The organism is Bifidobacterium santillanense (genome assembly GCF_018555385.1).
In the GTDB taxonomy this organism is placed as follows: Bacteria; Actinomycetota; Actinomycetes; order Actinomycetales; family Bifidobacteriaceae; genus Bifidobacterium; species Bifidobacterium santillanense.
The window spans coordinates 62,115-80,074 of record NZ_JAFEJS010000010.1 but is presented as its reverse complement, the minus strand read 5'-3'; the positions used below and the strand labels follow the sequence as shown (position 1 = coordinate 80,074).

Here is a 17,960-nt window from a genome sequence, read left to right as displayed (position 1 = left end):
TGATTTGTCGAACAGTTTTCAAATTCAACTATGGATGCGGGTGATTATGTTGAATTTGATAATTATGCGGAGTTGGAACTGTGTCTGAAGCTGATGGGGTGGTTAACTTTGATAGGGAGAAGTGAGGATATGCGTTTTTTGAGGCGGATGATAATTGCCTTCTTTCTGGTTGGAGTTTTCTCTGCAGGTATATTGGCTACTATTTGCTATATATATCAGCAAATGGGTCTATCATTTATTCAGAAGCCTGTCAATACATCGTCTACGGATATTGAATTATCTCAGTCGAGATTATTTTCTCAATCAGTACTTCGAGAGGGGGCGGTTCATATCGAGAAAGATGTGTCGTTTATGAGGGGTTGTTCTATTGATAGAATAACATATTCGGAGGTGTTGCCGGATGATCTTTCTCGAAAAGATGTGAAAGAGAAAAATAAAACAGGAGTGCAGGCTTCTTACATGATGTTTTATCGCTGTGACAGTTTTAATGCCCAAACACAGTCGATGGGAAGCAGTGGATCTTATGTATATAGATTGCTATACGATCCTTCTCGGTCCAGTGATGGAACGGGTTGGATAACAATTGGATTTGGGAATGGGTGATTAAATCATTATTAATATTATTGTGTGATATCTGTTGATATGTGGATTCCTTATGTTTTGCAATGTATATTGTGCTTGATGTTTGGTTTTCCTTTTGTGGATAATGGATGCGCTTGGTGTGACGTTAATAAAGATTTATTGCGGATGGCATGCTTAGGGTCTTATTTGAGACTATCTAACTCAAAAATTTTTTGAATTTATTGCATTTGAATGATTTTATCTATCGATATGAATTTGAGTCAAACGCACTGATGGTAATGGTCATTTTGGCAACATTCATGTTCAAGTGTCCTTATTGTTGATTGCTTCTATCGGTAAGCCAGGGTGAGCATTCTTTGTCGAGGAATTTGGAGATGGTTGCAATCGGTAAAATAGCTTGAACCGACAATCCGACAGCTAAGAATCCCTGCTGAGATCTTATTGATCTGACAGGTCAAAGGATGGGATCTGTCTTTATTGAATGAGTGGAGACGCATTTTTTGAGCTTTGTATCTTTGATGCTAAGTTGGATGACAAGTATTGGATGATGCTTGATCGATTTCGGGTCTGTCTGGTCAAAGGTGCTTTATCAGATAGCAATGGGGGGGGGCACTCCGTTGCGAGCCTGCGACGGAGTGCCCCCATGTTGATCAGAAATATGTGCTTTGGCTTATATTCTTTAATTAACCCATTTCATGGTCAGTCCATGCCATTTAACGTTTGGATGTTGTTTTGTTGCTATTGCCATTTCGACACTTAATGGAATATTGTGACGATTGGTGGTCTTCCGAGAAATATATGTATTGAATATCATTGTGCCGTCAGGGAGAAAGCTTCTATCTGCTTAGGTGGCAATCATGGCATGGCTGATATGGCCATCGCCTTCCCACTCAGTGTAGATTAAGTCGCCAATACCTACCCAAGGACTTTTGCATTTATTGTAATACTTGCTAATCATATAGTTATAATTTGATTCTGCGTTTGACCAAGTCTATGTGTCGTGTCCAAGTATAAGATTTGGTGTCCAGAGGTTGGGGTCTTTTGTGTTAGTTGATAGGGCTGTTTGATAAGGTGCTCCACCTTCATGGATTGATTGAGAAACAAAATTGGCGCAATTGTCTGTTTCGTTGTATGGATAGCTTGGGTTATAGTCCGATTTTTCGTCTCCGTTATATGGATAATCTGTCCATTTCAAAGCGTATCTGATTCCGTTCATGAAGTTGGGAAGTATGGGTTTCTTTCCCGCTCGTGCTGTTATAGGGGTATGTCGTAGGGTAAGTGCCTGTTGTGTGGAGATTCCGTCCTTGGCATTAGTTATGGTTTTACCGCCGTTGGTGTCACTGTTGTTGTTATCGTCGGAGCGCTCGGGTAGTAATTTATCTTCCGTGACCACTTTGTTAGAGTTGTCTTGTGTGGATAAGGTCAACTTATGAAGGTCTGTCCATTGGCATGAGTTGTTAACTTTTCTGTTGTTTTCGTTTAAACGATGATAGATGACATTTGTAGTCATGTAGACTAAAATAATATATCTATTAGCTCTTGGCGAGATAGACTTTACCGAAGTGGAAACGGTAGCTTTATCCGGTGTAAGACCGGAAGTTTTAAATGCGTTAATGATGTAGTCGGTTTGGTTCCGTGCTATCAAATCTTCGCTGTGTGGCTTTGAGTCTTTCTTTCTCTTTTCTGATTTAATGTTATATTGCTGTTCGATCAATTGTGAATAATTGTCTAATGGTTGAGTGATATCTGATTGTTTGGTTGATGCAAGTGCAAGCGGTGGTTGTAATAAAAGCATTGTCAATGACAGTAATGTGATGGAGCTGACTATTTTTAGTTTAAACATCTTTGCCTCCTATAAAAAATATGTATATTCGCATTTTGATTTTGGTGCTATGTTATAAATATTTTTCATACTGTTTTACTGACGTTAATGTATCGATGATGGTTGATTGGTGGTGGTCTCAACGCCGTTTGTCTCTAATGTATTCTTGCTGGGACATGTCTTCTTATGTCATGGAGACGTCGGTATGAAAGTCCAGGGTATGACCTTATGGGAGGTATTGCCTATGCTGAGGTTGTCATATGGCGGCTCAACGGCTTGCGCATTCCTGTCGGTGACCGGATGGGCTTGGCCTCTGAGCTGCCGCGGGTGACTTGTCATCTGTGGGAGAGGTGAAGCGGTTGGCCGTGAAATCCAGAGAAGCGGGGTATTCCGGGTGTATAACGGAAGAAATACACCGATTCCTCAACCGGCAACCATGGGAGGAACCATGAGTCAGCAGTCCGTACCGTTTTACGACGTCAACCGCACCTACGAGGACAACTACGAGCAGGGCCCGTTCGGGCTGTTCGCCGAGGCGCTGAAGGAGGCCGAGTCCGCCCCGACGGCCGACGGCAAGGTTCCGGCCCACGTGGGAAGGCACTCCGAGGCGTTCCTCGGCGTGCCGGTGGACCTCGCGTTCGGCATCCCCGCCGGGCCCCTCCTCAACAGCCGCTTCACCACCGCCGCGTTCCGCATGGGCTTCGACCTCGCGACCTACAAGACCGTGCGCTCGCGCGCGTGGGGCTGCAACCCGTTCCCGAACGTGCTCGCCGTCCATCCGAAGTCGGTCGACGGGTCCCTGACCCCCGGCAGCGCCGAGCTCGACGAGGGCGTGCTCGCCGACACCAACTACGAGGCGCCGATCTCCATCTCCAACAGCTTCGGCGTGCCCTCGCAGGACCCGGACGTCTGGCAGCCGGACATGCGCGCGGCCATCGAGGCGGCCGGCCCCGGCCAGCTGCTCGTGCCGAGCTTCCAGGGCTCGCGCGTCGAGGGCATGAGCGAGGACGACTACATCGCCGACCACGCGACCACCGCGCGCCTCGTCAAGGAGACCGGCGCGAAGGTCATGGTGATGAACACCAGCTGCCCGAACGAGGGCCACAACCGACTGCTGTGCCATAACCCGCAGCTCGTCGGCCGCATCACCGAGGCCGTCAAGCGCGAGATCGGCGACATCCCGCTCATGGTCAAGCTCGCGTACATCTCCGACGACGCCTCGCTCGAGCTCATGATCCGCTCCACCGTCGGACGCGGCACCGTGCAGGGCTTCAGCACGATCAACACGATCTCCGCGCGTCTCGTCGACGCGAACGGCGATCAGGCGCTGCCCGGCGCCGGCCGCGACCGCTCCGGCGTGTGCGGCAACGCGATCCGCGGCGCGGGCCTCGAGATGGTCTCCCGCCTCGCGGCCCTGCGCGACAAGCTCGGCCTCGACTTCGCGATCAACGGCGTCGGCGGCGTCGTGACGCCGGCCGACTACCACGCGTACAAGAACGCCGGCGCGGACAGCGTGATGTCCGCCACCGGCGCGATGTGGAACGCGGACCTCGCCCGTGAGATCAAGGGCTGAGGTCAGGCCTCGGCCGCCGCCTTCATGGCGACGGCGCCGACGTAGTAGACCGGCTTGTCGAAGTTCGGCTGGAACAGGAAGTCGACGTTTGCGAGCTGGTCGATCGTGAACCCGGCCTGGATCGCCATCGAGATGACGTTCGCGGCGCCGGAGATGTCGGCCTTCGAGCAGAACTGACCGCCCTTGACCTTGCGGGTCTCGGGGTCCCAGGTCAGGATCGACGTGACCGGCGTGGTGGTGAGCATGAAGTCGGGGCGGTAGTCCTCCGTCAGCTCGGTCTCGCGGACCGTGAGGCCGCGGCGCTCGGCGCCCGCCTTCGTCAGGCCCGACGCGGCCAGCGACAGGTCGTACAGCTGCACGGCGGACGTCGCCTGCGTGCCCATGTACTTGACGGTCGGCGTCTCGATGTTGCGCCCGACCAGAAGGCCCTGGCGCACGGCGTTCGTGGCCAGCGGGATGTAGTCGTGCCTGCCGGTCGGGTTGTAGAACACGGTCGCCGAGTCGCCGCACGCGTACACGTCCGGCGCGGAGGCGCGCATGTAGTCGTCGACGACGATCGCGCCGTTCGGCAGCATGTCCACCTGGCCCTTGAGGAGGTCGGTGTTCGGCAGGAAGCCGACCGCGAGGATCGCCATCTCGGCCGTGTACTCGCCCTTCTCGGTGACGACGGTGACGGTGTCGTCGTCGTTGTCGCGGAAGGCGGTCACCTTCTGGCCGAGGGCCAGCGTGACGCCGTGCTCCTCGAACGCGGCGGCCACCTGGTCGGTGATCTGCTTGTCGAAGTTGTTCGCCAGCGGCCGGTCGAGGCCGTCGACCAGCGTGGTCGCGACGCCGGTGAGCGAGAACTGCTCGGCGATCTCGGCGCCGATGTAGCCCGAGCCGATCACGACCGCGGACCTGGCCTCCCTGGCCTTCTCCTTGATGGCGATCGCGTGGTCCCAGTTCTTGCACAGCAGCACGTGCCTGCTGTCGATGCCCGGGATCGGCGGGATGACCGGGCGCGAGCCGGTGGTGACGACCAGCTTGTCGAACTCGAGCGTCTCGGTCGGAGCGTCCTCGCCCGCGTCGACCGGACGGTAGGTCAGGGTGTGGCCCTCGACGTCGATCGACGTGACGTCGGTGCGCATGTGCATGGTCGCGCCGGCCTGGGCGAGCGACTCGGGGGAGGAGTAGAACATCTTCTTCGGGTCGGACACGTGGTCGCCCACCCACAGCGCGATGCCGCAGGACAGGAAGGAGAGCGTGCCGTTGCGCTCGAAGACGTGGACGGTCCAATCGGGGTGCTCGGCGAGGATCGACGTGGCGGCGAAGGTGCCGGCGTGCGTGCAGCCGACGATGGCGACGGTGGTCATGGATATGCTCCTTTGCGTATGTGCGTATGGCGAGCGCCGGGAGTCTTCTGCCTTGCCTCCCGCTGTGAGCGTTCACCAACCGTCATCCACCATAGCAAAGCCGCGATGGCGTGGCGCGAGGGGCGCGCGGCCGCTGGGCGGCCGTGTGGCGCGCGTCACATTTCCGGCGAATGGCGGCGACGGCGTTTCGCCGGGGGCTTTTTCACGGCGTAAGCACATGCCGTATGGCACACTGTCATATAGCGTTTCCGCGGTCCGGCGCGCGCCGGAAGGCAAGGCAAGAAGACGAAAGAGGTAGTCGTGGGCGAAAACGAGAACGATGTGCTGCATGTCGAGGGCGGCAAGCCCCTCAACGGCACGATCAAGGTGCGTGGCGCGAAGAACTTCGTGAGCAAGGCGATGGTCGCCGCGCTGCTCGCGCCGGGCAAGTCGGTGCTGAAGAACGTGCCCGAGATCCGTGACGTGCACGTGGTCTCCGACCTGCTGCGCCTGCACGGCGTGGACGTGGACGTCGACGGCGACAACGGCATCGTCACCATCGACGCCTCCCACGTGCAGCTGGCCGACGTGGCCGACGTGGACACCCTCTCCGGCTCCTCCCGCATCCCGATCCTGTTCTCCGGTCCGCTCGTGCACCGCCTCGGCGAGGCGTTCATCCCGGCGCTCGGCGGCTGCAACATCGGCGGACGCCCGATCGACTTCCACCTCGAGACCCTGCGCAAGCTCGGCGCCAACGTCGACAAGGAGCACAAGGACGGCATCCACATCACCGCGCCGAACGGCCTGCACGGCGCGAAGATCCATCTGCCGTACCCGTCCGTCGGCGCCACCGAGCAGACCCTGCTCGCCGCCGTCCTCGCCGAGGGCAAGACCGAGCTGTCCGGCGCGGCCATCGAGCCGGAGATCATGGACCTGGTCGCCGTGCTGCAGAAGATGGGCGCGATCATCTCCGTGGACGTGGACCGCACGTTCCGCATCGAGGGCGTCAAGGAGCTCAAGGGCTACACGCACACCTCGCTGACCGACCGCATCGAGGCCGCCTCCTGGGCGTCCGCGGCGCTCGCCACGCGCGGCGACATCTTCGTCAAGGGCGCCACCCAGCCGGAGATGATGACCTTCCTCAACGTGTTCCGCAAGGTCGGCGGCGAGTTCGACGTCACCGACAAGGGCATCCGCTTCTGGCATCCGGGCGGCGACCTCAAGCCGGTCGCGATCGAGACCGACGTGCACCCCGGCTTCATGACCGACTGGCAGCAGCCGCTGGTCGTGGCCCTGACGCAGGCCAACGGCCTGTCGATCGTGCACGAGACCGTGTACGAGAACCGCTTCGGCTTCACCAAGCCGCTCGTGCAGATGGGCGCCACGATCCAGCTGTACCGCGAGTGCCTCGGCTCGCTGCCGTGCCGCTTCCAGCAGCGCAACTACAAGCACTCCGCCGTCATCTTCGGACCCACCCCGCTGACCGGCCGCGACATCGACGTGCCGGATCTGCGCGGCGGATTCTCGCACCTGATCGCGGCGCTGGCGGCCAAGGGGCCGTCCAACGTGCAGGGCATCTCGCTGATCGACCGCGGCTACGCCGACTTCCGCGGCAAGCTGCACCAGCTCGGCGCCGACATCGACTGATTGCTGTAATCCACATTCCTAGGCAGTTTTTGCACTTCCTAGGCAGGTCCCGATCCGATATCGGATCGGGACCTGCTGTATTTCGGGAGTTTCTTGAGGCCGTATCACCGGGGACCTGCCTAGGAAATGCGAAAACCGCCTAAGTAATGGGGCCTATGCCTCGAATCGACTGGCCAAGGGAATCGAGCCGGCGGCGCCCAGTCCCAGCAGCGCGCCCGAGGACAGCAGCACCGCGGCCACCGGCAGATGGTCGAACGCCCACCCGTAGGCCATCTGCCCGAGCGGTTGGGCGCACATGCTCAACGCCGCCACCAGCGACATCACCTTGCCGGTCATCGCGTCCGGGGTGTTGAGCTGAATCGTCGGCACGGCGATGAGGTTCGAGAAGCAGCACGCGACCATCGTGCCGAACGTGAAGCCCACCAGCACCACGAGTCGCGCCCATCGGGGCGCGGGGAGCAGGAACGCCACGCCCTGCGGCAGCAGCGACAGCGCCAGCGCGACCATCGAGGCCGGGAACGCGCGCATCGAGAGCCGCGCGGCGAAGAGACCGGCGACGAACGCGCCGATCAGCCCGGAGACGCCCACCAGACCGTCCGCGATGCCGTACACGGTGGCGTCGTAGCCCAGTACCGTGCGGATCACGTAGGGGAAGCCCACCGCGGCGTTGCCGATGATCACGAAGTTCAGCGCGGCCGCGAACAGCAGCAGCGCGAACACGTTCGGCCGGTCCCTTACGAGGAAGCGCACGCCCGCCTTGAGATCCTCGATGGGGGAGGGAAGGGACTCGTCGCCGCCGGCCGACCCCTCGCGGCCCGGCGCGCCGAGACGGATGAAGCACTCGAGCGCGGCGGCCGCCGCGAAGCTCGCGACGGTGATCGCCATCATCGGTCGGATGCCGACCATCGCGTACAGCACGCCGCCGAGGAAACTCGGCAGCAGGGAGCCGAGCTGTTGCACCTGGTTGACGACGGCCATCGCCTGACGCAGGGTGGCCTGGCCGTGCGTGCGGAACATCTGGGGGAGCGCGGCCTGCACGGTCGGCGTCTCGAACGCGCCGAGGACGGCGAGGGCCACCTGCATCGCGGCGATGGCGACCATGTCGAAGCCGATCGCAGCGAAGAGGATCAGGCTCGCGAGGACCAGTGCGCCGGAGATCGCGTCGAGCGCCACCATGATCGTGCGGCGGTTCACGCGGTCGGCGAGCACGCCGCCGAACGGGGAGAGGATGATGGTCGGGACGACCGAGACGGCGAGGATCGAGGCGAAGACGGTGGCCGAGCCGGTCTCGTCGAGCACCCACATCGACATCGCGAAGCGCAGCATCAGGTTGCCGAACAGCGAGATGCCCTGGCCGGCGACGAGCAGGACGAAGTCGCGCGAGATGAGCGGGGAGCGGCTGGTCATCGGGGCTCCTTGCGTTCGGCGGTGTCGGCGGTGTTGCCGTCGTCGGCGCCGAGGGTCGCATAGGCCCGGGCGACGCGGTCGATGAGGTCGTCGTCGAAGACGGGCACGCCCAGTCCCGCGCAGATCGAGGCCAGACAGGACACGCGGTGCCGCAGTTCGTCCTCCGTGGCCGGGTAGAAGGTCGGCACGAGCCAGTAGTTGGTCAGCAGGGCGAGCAGTTCCGCCGCCTCGCGCGGATAGCTCGTGGCGATCGAGCCGTCGTCGATGCCCTGGAGGATCAGCGTGTGGAACATGTCGGCGACCGTGGTTCGCCACGCGTCGAGATTGGCCGCGAGGAGCTTGGGATCCCTGAGCGTGGGGTAGGCGATGCCCATGAGCTGCATGTGCTCGAGATCGTCCGCATTGGCGCGGAACGTCGTGCGGATCTTCTCCAATCCGGTGAGCGTGGGGTCGTCGAGGATCGCCGCGGGGGATTGGCGCTCGTGGTCCTCGTCGCCGAGCGCGTCGAGGATGGCCTCCTTGGATCTGAAATGGTAGTAGACCGCGCCCTTCGACAGGTCGCCGAGGCCGTCGACGATGTCCTGCATCGTCGTGCCGTCGTAGCCCTTGGTCAGGAACAGGCGCTTGGCGGCGTCGAGGATGCGTGCCCGCGTCCGTTCGGGGTTCTTGCCGCGTGCCATGCCGGACTCCTTTCTCCTGGTCTGACTCCCGATTATACATACCGTCGGTCGGTATGTATATGGGTAAGTTGGATGGCGGGTGGGGCGGGGTGATGGCTGTGCAGAGAACCGTTCTCAATAAGAAACGTGTGAGCCAAACGCACGTTTCCGCACAATCGCACATCCGGCACAACGGCGGAATCATAGGGAAAGCTCGACTCCGATGTGCGTTCGGCGCGATGCCGAGGTGCGCATGCTTTTAGCGAGGGACGATTCAGTGCGCACGGGGAGGGCGCCCGCACACCGATCAGGTCGCCCCGGTCGCCGGCGGATGATTCGGTGCGTACGGGGAGGGCCGCGGTAGGGGGCGAACGTACAATAAGGCGCATGGCATCCAAAGGAAAACCGTCGCCGCGCTCCGCGGTCAAGCCGCTCAGCAACGAACGGGTCGCCGAACTCGCGAAAAGGCACCATCTCGTCGACCCGATGCGTGACTTCCCGACCGGTCCGGGCCGCAGGGCCAACCTCCCGGAGATCAACGCGCAGAACCCGAAGGGCACCAAGCGACTGCTCAAGGGCGTCGACGTCGTCTTCAACGCCAGCTGCAGGACGCGCGCATGGGGACTCGACAACATCCCCGAGAACGGGCCGTTCATCACCTGCGCCTCGCACGTGACCATGTTCGACGTGTTCGTGCCGATGGCCAGCCTGTTCCACATGGGCCGTCGCCCGCGCTACATGGCCAAGGCCGAGATGGCCAAGTGGCCGCTCATCGGCAAATGGTTCCAGATCGTCGGCATGCAGCCGGTCCAGCGCCACTCCGGCAAGGCCAAGCAGATCGAGGAGACGTCGATCGACATCCTCACCTCCGGCCGTCCCCTCACCGTCTGGCCCGAGGGTACGGTGACGCGCGACCCGAAGAAGTGGGTGATGAGCATCAAGGAGGGCGCGGCCTTCATCGCGCTCGAGGCGTCCCGCCGACTGGGGCATGAGGTGCCGCTGTTCTGCGCGTCGACGTGGGGCGCGGCCTCGATCAACCACTGGTGGCCGTGGCCGAGGAAGAACGTCGTCATGGAGTACGGTCCGCGGCTTGACTACGCCGACCTGCTCGAGGACGTGGACTCCTGGGGCGACGAGCCGCCGGCCGCCGCCGTCAACGAACTCAACTGGCGCATCTTCCGCCGGCTCAACGCACAGCTCGAGGAGATCCGCGGCGAGAAGTTCCCCGAGGCAGGCTACTGGGACTACCGCACGATGAGCCGCAAACCGCTGCCCGACCTCGGGCTGGGCGGCGCCACGACCCCGGCCGCCTAGCCGACCCCGCGTGTAGCATGGCGTGAGGTCGAAGAACAACGAGCATACGAGCAACGAGTAAGGAAGCTGGAACGTTATGAAGATCACCGTACTGGGCGCCGGAGCATGGGGCACCGCCTTCGGTCAGGTGCTGGCCGACGCGGGCAACGACGTGACGATGTGGGCCATCGAGCCCGAGATCGTCGAAGGCATCCGCGACAACCACCGCAACCACGTGCGTCTGCCGTTCATCGAGCATCTGCCGGACAACATGACCGCCACCGGCGACCGCGCCGAAGCCGTGCGCGACGCCGAGATCATCGTCGTCGCCATCGCCGCGCAGTTCGCCCGCGTCGCGCTCGCGGACTTCAAGGGCCTGATCCCCGAGAGCGCGATCGTCGTGAGCCTGATGAAGGGCATCGAACGCGGCACCAACAAGCGCATGGACGAGGTCGTGCGCGAATCCCTCGACCTGCCCGCCGACCGCTTCGCCGCCATCTCCGGCCCGAATCTGAGCAAGGAGATCGCACTGCGCCAGCCGTCCGCCACCGTCGTCGGCTGCGAGAACCTCGACCACGCGAAGAAGGTCGCCGCCGCCTGCACCACCGACTACTTCAAGCCGTTCGTCACCACCGACGTCATCGGACTCGAGATGTGCGGCTCGCTCAAGAACGTCGTCGCGCTCGCCGTCGGCATGGCCCGCGGCGCCGGATACGGCGAGAACACCGCCGCGATGATCGAGACCCGCGGACTCGCCGAACTGACCGCGCTCGGCCAGGCCGCCGGCGCCGACCCGAAGACCTTCGCTGGTCTGGCCGGCGTGGGCGATCTCATCGCCACGTGCGGCTCGCCCCTGAGCCGCAACTACACGTTCGGCGCGAACCTCGGCAAGGGCCTGAGCAAGGAGGAGGCGACGCGCGTGAGCAACGGCGTCGCCGAGGGCGTGCCCACCACCGACGCCGTCGTCGCGCTCGGCGACGAACTCGGCGTGCCCACCCCGCTCGCGTACGCGATGAGCCGCGTGCTCGACGAGGGTATCTCCTGCGCCGACATGCTCTCCCAGCTGTTCGGCCGCGAGATCACCGCCGAGTGAATTCGTGAAGATGCTCCCCGTTCGATGGACCGTCGTCCGGTGACGGACGATAATCGACGACGGATCGACGGACATATGACTGCATATGACCGCAAATGACGAAAGGAACAAGTAGGAACATGGCCAAGAAGCGCATCGTGGTGCTGTACGGCGGCCGCGCCGACGAACACTCGATCTCCTGCATCTCGACGGCGGGCGTGCTGGGCGCGCTGGACGCCGACAAGTTCGAGCCGATCCCGGTCGGCATCACGAAGGACGGCAAGTGGATCGTCGACGGCGAGGACCCGCGCGGCTGGAACCTCGACGGCGGCGCGCTGCCGATCGTCGAGAAGACCCCGGGCTCGCGCGACGTCGTGCTCGACGTGGCGCTCGGCAAGGACGGCTTCTTCGCGCGCAACGCCGACGGCACGCTCGAGTCGTTCGGCCACGTCGACGCCGTGTTCCCCGTGCTGCACGGCCCCTACGGCGAGGACGGCACCGTCCAGGGCCTGCTCGAAATGATGGACGTCCCGTACGTCGGCTGCGGCGTGTTCGCCTCCGCCGCCTGCATGGACAAGCACTACACCAAGGTCGTGCTCAACGCCGCCGGCATCCCCACCGCGCCCGGCATCATGGTCGACGCCCGCACCGTCAAGCCCGAAGAGGCGCTCGCGAAGGTCGCCGAGGCACAGCTCGCGTACCCGCTGTTCGTCAAGCCGTCGCGCGCCGGCTCCAGCTTCGGCGTGACCAAGGTCGAGGCCGCGCACTCGCCCGAGGAGCAGGCCAAGCAGCTCGGAGAGGCGATCGCCGAGGCCGGCAAGCACGACTGGAAGGTCCTCATCGAGCAGGGCATCGACGGCCGTGAGATCGAATGCGCCGTGCTGTGCGCCGAGCCGGGCTCCGAGCCCGAGGCCAGCTGGCCGGGCGAGATCGTCCTCGACCACAACGACGACGACCAGTTCTACGACTTCGACTCCAAGTACATGGACTCCACCGCGAGCCACGTCGAGGTGCCGGCCAACCTGCCCGTGAGCGTCCTCGAGGACGTGCGCGACGTGGCCCGCCGCGCGTTCGTCGCGGTCGACGGCGCCGGCCTGAGCCGCGTGGACACCTTCGTGTGCCCCGACGGCACCGTGATGGTCAACGAGATCAACACGATGCCCGGCTTCACGCCGATCTCGATGTACCCCAAGGCGTGGGAGGCCACCGGCGTGGGCTACACCGAGCTCATCACGCGCCTCATCGAAGGGGTGCTGCGCTAGCGTTTCGCGCCTTTCACCTGCTTGTAGTGGGTGACCGCGAGGGGTGTCGATTCTCTATTCCGGACACGCTCCGGGCCGCTCGGCCAAGTCCTACGGTCCTGAACAGAGAATCGACACCCCTCGCTCGCTTCCGTAGGAAAGTCGCGAAACGTAGCGCTTGAGCGGGGAGCGGCTATGGTGCGTAACGTTTGTACGTAACTGAGCGGGGGATGGCGGTTCTCCGTCTTGGACCGTGAAGACTTGGCCAGAGCGGCCCGGAGCGTGTCCATGATGGAGAACCGCCATCCCCCGCGGTCGCCGCTGGAACATGCCGTCGGAACTGGGCGGGATGCGGCGAAGCAAAAGTGATGGAACTTACGTAGATGCCTCAGTTCATCTGTAGTTTCCTCGAATTCATCGGAGCGTCGCGCAAGGTCGCGCGGCGTTCACCGGGATGTCGGTGTCGCGACGGATTGCGGCCGTAGCGTTCTGCCTTGGAATCACGGGGTGCGTGCACGGCGTGCATGCGGGCCCCGGCTCCTGTGAGACCGGTCGGGCCGTTCGCCTGGTCGGGTAACGAGTAAAGAGGAATCCCAATGAAGAACCTGCGTAAGTTCGCGGCCGGCACGATTGCCGCCGTGCTCGCGTTCTCGATGGCCGCCTGCGGTTCGAGCAGCGCTTCGTCCGATGGCGGCAACGCCTCCACCGGCAAGTCCATCACCGTCGACCAGAAGTCCGCCAAGGCCACGTCCCTCGCCGATTTCGGAACGATGGACGATCTGGTCAAGGCCGCCGAGAAGGAGGGCGCCCTGAACGTCATCGCCCTGCCGCACGACTGGTCCAACTACGGCGAGGTCATCTCCACCTTCAAGAAGAAGTACCCGAAGATCAAGATCACCGAGCTCAACCCGAACGCCTCCTCCAAGGAGGAGCTCGACGCCGCCAAGACCAACAAGGGCACCGACGCCGCGCCGGACGTCTTCGACGTCGGCCAGTCCATCGCTGCCACCTCCACCGACGCCTTCGCGCCGTACAAGGTGCAGGCCTGGGACAAGATCCCGGCCGAGAGCAAGGACGCCAACGGCGCCTACTACGCCGACTACACCGGCATCATGTCGATCGGCTGGAACAAGGACAAGTACGGCGAGATCAAGTCGATCAACGACCTGCTCGATCCGAAGTTCGCCGGCACCGTCGCCCTCAACGGCAAGCCCGCCGAGGCCGGCGCCGCCTTCAACGGCTACCTGATGATCAACCAGCTGGCCGGCGGCGACATCAAGAATCTGCAGCCCGGCCTCGACTTCTTCAAGAAGCTCAAGGACGCCGGCAACCTCACCACCGTGGACGTCACCAACGGCACCATCGACTCCGGCCAGACCGGCGTCGTCATGGACTGGACCTACAACCAGGCCTCCTACAAGAAGGAGCTGAAGAGCAAGGGCGTCAACTGGGAGTACAAGACCTTCCCGAAGGCCCAGGTCGTCAGCTACTACAACCAGGCCATCAACGTGGACGCGCCGCACCCGGCCGCCGCCCGCCTGTGGGAGGAGTACCTGTACACCGCCGAGGCCCAGAACCTGTGGTTCAAGGGCGGCGCCAACCCGGTGCTGCTCGACTCGATGAAGCAGGACGGCACCGTTGATCAGGCCACCCTGAAGGATGCCATCACCATCGAGGGCAAGCCGGTCTCCTACACCAACGACGATGCGACCCGCATCACCGATTGGCTTCAGAACAACTGGGACAAGACGATCGGCAACTGAGGTTAGGACATCACGGTCATGACCGCTTCGATCGCGCAGAACGGGCCCGTCGCCACCAAGGGCGCGGGTCCGTCCGCTACCTCCGCTTCGTCCGCCATCGCGCGGCATCGCAAGGAACTGGGCACCTTCGCGGTGACCATCCCGTTCTTCGCGTACACGGCGTGCTTCCTGCTCGCCCCCACCGTGATCGTCGTCGTCGGTGCGTTCCAGACGCGCGACGGCGGGTTCACGCTCGCCAACTTCGCCAAGCTGTTCGAGGCGAACACCGTCTCCGCGTTCGTCACCTCGATCGTCGTGTCCATCGCCTCGTCGGTGATCGGCGCCGTGGTCGGCGGCCTCGCCTCCTACGCGCTGGTCATCGGCGCCAAGCCGAACGGCCTGCTGCGCCGCATGGTCTCCGCGATCTCGTCCGTGCTCGCCCAGTTCGGCGGCGTGATGCTCGCGTTCGCGTTCATCGCGACGATCGGCATCAACGGCATCGGCACGATGCTCATCAAGACGGTGACCGGACTGACCGTCAACCCGAACTGGCTGAGCTCCCTCTCCGGCCTCGTGACCGTGTACTGCTACTTCCAGATCCCGCTGATGATCATCATCTTCCTGCCCGCGGTCGATTCGATCCGCCCGCAGTGGCGCGAGGCGTGCGAGTCGCTCGGCGGCAACACGGTCCAGTACTGGACGCGCGTGGCCCTGCCGATCCTCGCGCCCCGCTTCATCTCCGCGTTCCTGCTGCTGTTCGCCTCCGCGTTCTCCGCGTACGCGACGGCCGCCGCTCTGTTCTCCCAGCGCTCGATCCTCGTGCCGCTGATGATCCAGGGCGCGATGCGCAACGAGATGGACCCCAACCAGCAGGGCTTCGCCCAGGTGCTGGCGTTCGCGATGATCGTCGTCGTGGCGATCGTCATGCTGTTGAGCCATGCCGTGGAAAAGAGGGCCGGACGTTGGCAGTGAACGCAACCGCGGAATCCCGCGAATCCATCGAACCCACCGGAACCAGGCCGCCGCAGCTGCGTGCCGCGCGCGTGCGCAGGCAGAGCGTCATCAAGTTCGTCATCCTGTTCGTGACGCTCGCGTTCCTGTTCGTCCCGCTCATCTCCATGCTCGTCTTCACGCTCAGGCACCCGCTGTCCGGTCGCTGGTCGCTGGCCCCGTGGGTCGCGATCTTCACCGGCAACGGCGAGTCGCTCGGCGCGGACCTGACCGTCCTGTGGCAGGGCCTCGGCGCCTCGCTCGCCCTGTGCGCGGTGACCGTCGTGCTCATGCTGCTGCTCATGGTCCCGACCATGGTGATCGTGCACATTCGCTCCAAGGCGCTCGAGCGTGCCATCGAATGGGTCGCGACGCTGCCGCTGACCATCCCGGCGATCGTGCTGGTCGTCGGCCTCGGCCCGATCTACCGCTGGCTCAGCTCGTCGCTGCTCAACACCAACCCGATCTGGCTGTGCTTCGCATACGTCGTGCTCGTCATGCCGTTCGCCTTCCGCGCCATCGCCGTCGGCCTCAACTCGATCGACGTGAAGACCCTGGTCGAGGCGTCGCGCTCGCTCGGCGCGTCCTGGCCCAAGGTGTTCTTCCGCGTCATCATCCCGAACCTGTGGCAGTCGATCCTGTCCGCCAGCTTCATCTCCATCGCCGTAGTGCTCGGCGAATACACCGTGGCCTCGCTGCTCGGCCGCATGAACCTGCAGGTCGCGCTCTACCAGCTCGGCCAGTCCAACTCCCAGATCTCCACCGCCATGTCGCTGCTTGCGCTGTTGTTCGGCGTGGTGCTGCTGGTCGCGCTCGACCTGATCTCCGAACGCGTCGCCAAATCCAAGGAAGGCAAGTAAACCACCATGTCTCTTGCAGAACACAATGTGACGGCCCCGAAGGCGGACGAGGACGCGTTCAAGAACGACCCGACCGCCTCGCTCGACGGCATCCGCCCCAAGGACGTGACCGCCGCGGCCAAGGCCCTGCTCAAGGACTCCACCACGCGCGGCGGCGGCATCCAGATGCAGGACGTCGTCAAGATCTATCCGGGCGCCACCAAGCGCGCTCTCGACGACTTCAACCTCGACATCAAGCCCGGCGAGATGGTCGTGCTGCTCGGCGGCTCCGGCTGTGGCAAGTCCACCGCGCTGCGTTCCCTCGCCGGACTCGAGGACATCCAGGGCGGCCGCATCCTCGTCGGCGGCCAGGACGTCACCGGCGTGCCGGTCAACAAGCGCGAGATGGCCATGGTGTTCCAGGCCTACTCGCTCTTCCCGCACATGACCGCCGTCGAGAACGTCGAATTCGGCCTCGAGGTGCGCGGCGTCGGCCGCGACGAGCGCCGGAAGATCGCGATGGAGCAGCTCGAGCTCGTCGGCCTCGCCGACCAGGCGACCAAGTACACGCAGCAGATGTCCGGCGGCCAGCAGCAGCGCGTCGCCCTCGCCCGCGCGCTCGCCATCAAGCCGCGCGTGCTGCTCCTCGACGAGCCGCTCTCCGCCCTTGACGCCAAGGTGCGCGTGCAGCTGCGCGACGAGATCCGCCGCATCCAGCTCAACACCGGCACCACCACCGTGTTCGTCACGCACGATCAGGAGGAGGCGCTCGCCGTCGCCGACCGCATCGGCGTCATGAACCACGGCCGCATCGAGCAGATCGCCGCACCGCAGAACCTCTACCAGCGTCCCGCCACCGAATACGTGGCGACGTTCATCGGCCTGACCAACCGTCTGCCCGGCGTCTCCAACGGCGAGGAGGCGGTCGTCTTCGGCCAGCGCGTCCCGCTGCTGCCGAACTCGAAGAAGGGCGATCTGGTGGCCGTGCTCGTGCGTCCGGAGAACCTGACGCTCAAGCGCACCGGCGAGACCGACTCCAAGGTCGGCGAGCACGCGCGCGTCGAGGTGATCCACTTCCTCGGCGCCGTGGCGCGCGTGGACTGCGAGATCTCCACCGGCGAGTACCAGCACTGGAACAAGGGCGAACAGCTCAAGGTCACCGTGCAGCTGCCCGCCAACGAGCTGCCCGCCGGCCTCGCCGTCGGCGATGACGTCGTCGTCGCCCCGCGCCCGGTCGCGGCCCTCGCCTGCTGACGCTCATCCACGACTCGATGCCCTCGGTGATTCCGGGGGCATCGTCGTATGTGCGGGAGTGACTCGGGAATGGCCGGCCGCGCCTTGGGAGGGTGTCCGCCGAGCGTGCTCCGAGGCATGCGGCGGCCTTTCGGTGGGCCGGATGTCGGGGTATTCGCCGAAGTTGTGGTACTCAACGTCGAAATCGGCCGAGATCGTGTGATGTACCACGAAGCTGTGGTACTCAGTGATGTTTTGGCCGATTATGGCGCTGAGTACCACGTCGCGACGCGCATCGTGCCTCATGTGCATTTGACGTGCTGTCAAAACGTTGGAATATCAACGATTTGACAGCGCGTCAATATTCGTGGAAGTCCCTGTCACGCGGAGGGCGTGGTACTCAGCGTGAAAATCGGGCCGGAACGCGCTGAGTACCACGAAATCGCGGTACTCAGCAGATGGATGGCTGTATTTCGTGCTGAGTACCACGAGTTTGCGGGACTCGGGCAGGGGAAGGGCCTGAGTACCA

Annotated in this window: 14 protein-coding genes; 10 read left to right on the top strand and 4 right to left on the bottom strand. The window is 62.8% G+C overall.

Annotated features, from left to right (window positions below):
• Nucleotides 1-30 precede the first annotated feature (30 nt).
• Nucleotides 31-603 carry a hypothetical protein gene (locus JS528_RS09120; protein WP_214358749.1) on the top strand — a complete coding sequence of 191 codons (573 nt, stop codon included), beginning with the start codon at nucleotides 31-33 and terminating at the stop codon, nucleotides 601-603.
• 970 nt (nucleotides 604-1,573) lie between these two features.
• Here the strand turns inward: JS528_RS09120 and JS528_RS09115 are convergent.
• Complete coding sequence (locus JS528_RS09115) at nucleotides 1,574-2,425, bottom strand: amidase domain-containing protein (RefSeq protein WP_214358748.1); 852 nt, start codon at nucleotides 2,423-2,425, stop codon at nucleotides 1,574-1,576.
• A gap of 427 nt (nucleotides 2,426-2,852) precedes the next feature.
• Between JS528_RS09115 and JS528_RS09110 the strand changes: the two genes are divergently transcribed.
• Entirely contained in the window at nucleotides 2,853-3,977 is a 1,125-nt protein-coding gene (locus JS528_RS09110; protein WP_214358747.1) for a beta/alpha barrel domain-containing protein, read from the top strand.
• A 2-nt stretch (nucleotides 3,978-3,979) separates the two neighbouring features.
• Here the strand turns inward: JS528_RS09110 and JS528_RS09105 are convergent, their stop codons facing one another.
• Entirely contained in the window at nucleotides 3,980-5,329 is a 1,350-nt protein-coding gene (locus tag JS528_RS09105) for an NAD(P)/FAD-dependent oxidoreductase (RefSeq protein ID WP_214358746.1), read from the bottom strand.
• A 300-nt stretch (nucleotides 5,330-5,629) separates the two neighbouring features.
• On the opposite strand from JS528_RS09105, the gene murA reads away from it, so the two are divergent.
• Nucleotides 5,630-6,955 (top strand): UDP-N-acetylglucosamine 1-carboxyvinyltransferase, encoded by a 1,326-nt coding sequence (gene murA, locus JS528_RS09100; protein ID WP_214358745.1) that lies wholly within the window; start codon nucleotides 5,630-5,632, stop codon nucleotides 6,953-6,955.
• 153 nt (nucleotides 6,956-7,108) lie between these two features.
• On the opposite strand, the gene JS528_RS09095 is transcribed toward murA, so the two are convergent.
• Both JS528_RS09095 and JS528_RS09090 read right to left on the bottom strand, forming a co-directional pair.
• Nucleotides 7,109-8,362: an MFS transporter gene (locus JS528_RS09095; protein ID WP_214358744.1), complete on the bottom strand. Its 1,254-nt coding sequence runs from the start codon at nucleotides 8,360-8,362 to the stop codon at nucleotides 7,109-7,111.
• A complete protein-coding gene (locus JS528_RS09090; RefSeq protein ID WP_214358743.1) occupies nucleotides 8,359-9,042 on the bottom strand; it encodes a TetR/AcrR family transcriptional regulator in 684 nt (227 codons plus the stop codon). Before JS528_RS09090 ends, JS528_RS09095 begins: the two co-directional genes overlap by 4 nt.
• Nucleotides 9,043-9,408: 366 nt before the next feature.
• On the opposite strand from JS528_RS09090, the gene JS528_RS09085 reads away from it, so the two are divergent.
• The 7 genes from JS528_RS09085 (at nucleotide 9,409) to JS528_RS09055 (ending at nucleotide 17,452) form a co-directional block, all read left to right on the top strand.
• Complete coding sequence (locus JS528_RS09085; RefSeq protein ID WP_214358742.1) at nucleotides 9,409-10,335, top strand: lysophospholipid acyltransferase family protein; 927 nt, start codon at nucleotides 9,409-9,411, stop codon at nucleotides 10,333-10,335.
• A 76-nt stretch (nucleotides 10,336-10,411) separates the two neighbouring features.
• Complete coding sequence (locus JS528_RS09080; RefSeq protein WP_214358741.1) at nucleotides 10,412-11,407, top strand: NAD(P)H-dependent glycerol-3-phosphate dehydrogenase; 996 nt, start codon at nucleotides 10,412-10,414, stop codon at nucleotides 11,405-11,407.
• A 119-nt stretch (nucleotides 11,408-11,526) separates the two neighbouring features.
• Complete coding sequence (locus JS528_RS09075) at nucleotides 11,527-12,648, top strand: D-alanine--D-alanine ligase family protein (protein WP_214358740.1); 1,122 nt, start codon at nucleotides 11,527-11,529, stop codon at nucleotides 12,646-12,648.
• Nucleotides 12,649-13,223: 575 nt separating this feature from the next.
• Entirely contained in the window at nucleotides 13,224-14,390 is a 1,167-nt protein-coding gene (locus tag JS528_RS09070; protein WP_214358739.1) for an ABC transporter substrate-binding protein, read from the top strand.
• An 18-nt stretch (nucleotides 14,391-14,408) separates the two neighbouring features.
• Nucleotides 14,409-15,341 carry an ABC transporter permease gene (locus JS528_RS09065; protein ID WP_214358738.1) on the top strand — a complete coding sequence of 311 codons (933 nt, stop codon included), beginning with the start codon at nucleotides 14,409-14,411 and terminating at the stop codon, nucleotides 15,339-15,341.
• Nucleotides 15,332-16,219, top strand: coding sequence for an ABC transporter permease (locus JS528_RS09060; protein WP_214358737.1), 888 nt, complete (start codon nucleotides 15,332-15,334; stop codon nucleotides 16,217-16,219). The genes JS528_RS09065 and JS528_RS09060 overlap by 10 nt, the downstream gene beginning before the upstream one ends.
• A 6-nt stretch (nucleotides 16,220-16,225) precedes the next feature.
• Nucleotides 16,226-17,452 carry an ABC transporter ATP-binding protein gene (locus JS528_RS09055; protein WP_214358736.1) on the top strand — a complete coding sequence of 409 codons (1,227 nt, stop codon included), beginning with the start codon at nucleotides 16,226-16,228 and terminating at the stop codon, nucleotides 17,450-17,452.
• Nucleotides 17,453-17,960 lie beyond the last annotated feature (508 nt).

Coding starts and splice junctions, on each gene's coding strand:
- JS528_RS09120 (WP_214358749.1), top strand. CDS start 31: ATGGATGCGGGTGATTATGTTGAATTTGATAATTATGCGGAGTTGGAA.
- JS528_RS09115 (WP_214358748.1), bottom strand. CDS start 2,425: ATGTTTAAACTAAAAATAGTCAGCTCCATCACATTACTGTCATTGACA.
- JS528_RS09110 (WP_214358747.1), top strand. CDS start 2,853: ATGAGTCAGCAGTCCGTACCGTTTTACGACGTCAACCGCACCTACGAG.
- JS528_RS09105 (WP_214358746.1), bottom strand. CDS start 5,329: ATGACCACCGTCGCCATCGTCGGCTGCACGCACGCCGGCACCTTCGCC.
- JS528_RS09095 (WP_214358744.1), bottom strand. CDS start 8,362: ATGACCAGCCGCTCCCCGCTCATCTCGCGCGACTTCGTCCTGCTCGTC.
- JS528_RS09090 (WP_214358743.1), bottom strand. CDS start 9,042: ATGGCACGCGGCAAGAACCCCGAACGGACGCGGGCACGCATCCTCGAC.
- JS528_RS09085 (WP_214358742.1), top strand. CDS start 9,409: ATGGCATCCAAAGGAAAACCGTCGCCGCGCTCCGCGGTCAAGCCGCTC.
- JS528_RS09080 (WP_214358741.1), top strand. CDS start 10,412: ATGAAGATCACCGTACTGGGCGCCGGAGCATGGGGCACCGCCTTCGGT.
- JS528_RS09075 (WP_214358740.1), top strand. CDS start 11,527: ATGGCCAAGAAGCGCATCGTGGTGCTGTACGGCGGCCGCGCCGACGAA.
- JS528_RS09070 (WP_214358739.1), top strand. CDS start 13,224: ATGAAGAACCTGCGTAAGTTCGCGGCCGGCACGATTGCCGCCGTGCTC.
- JS528_RS09065 (WP_214358738.1), top strand. CDS start 14,409: ATGACCGCTTCGATCGCGCAGAACGGGCCCGTCGCCACCAAGGGCGCG.
- JS528_RS09055 (WP_214358736.1), top strand. CDS start 16,226: ATGTCTCTTGCAGAACACAATGTGACGGCCCCGAAGGCGGACGAGGAC.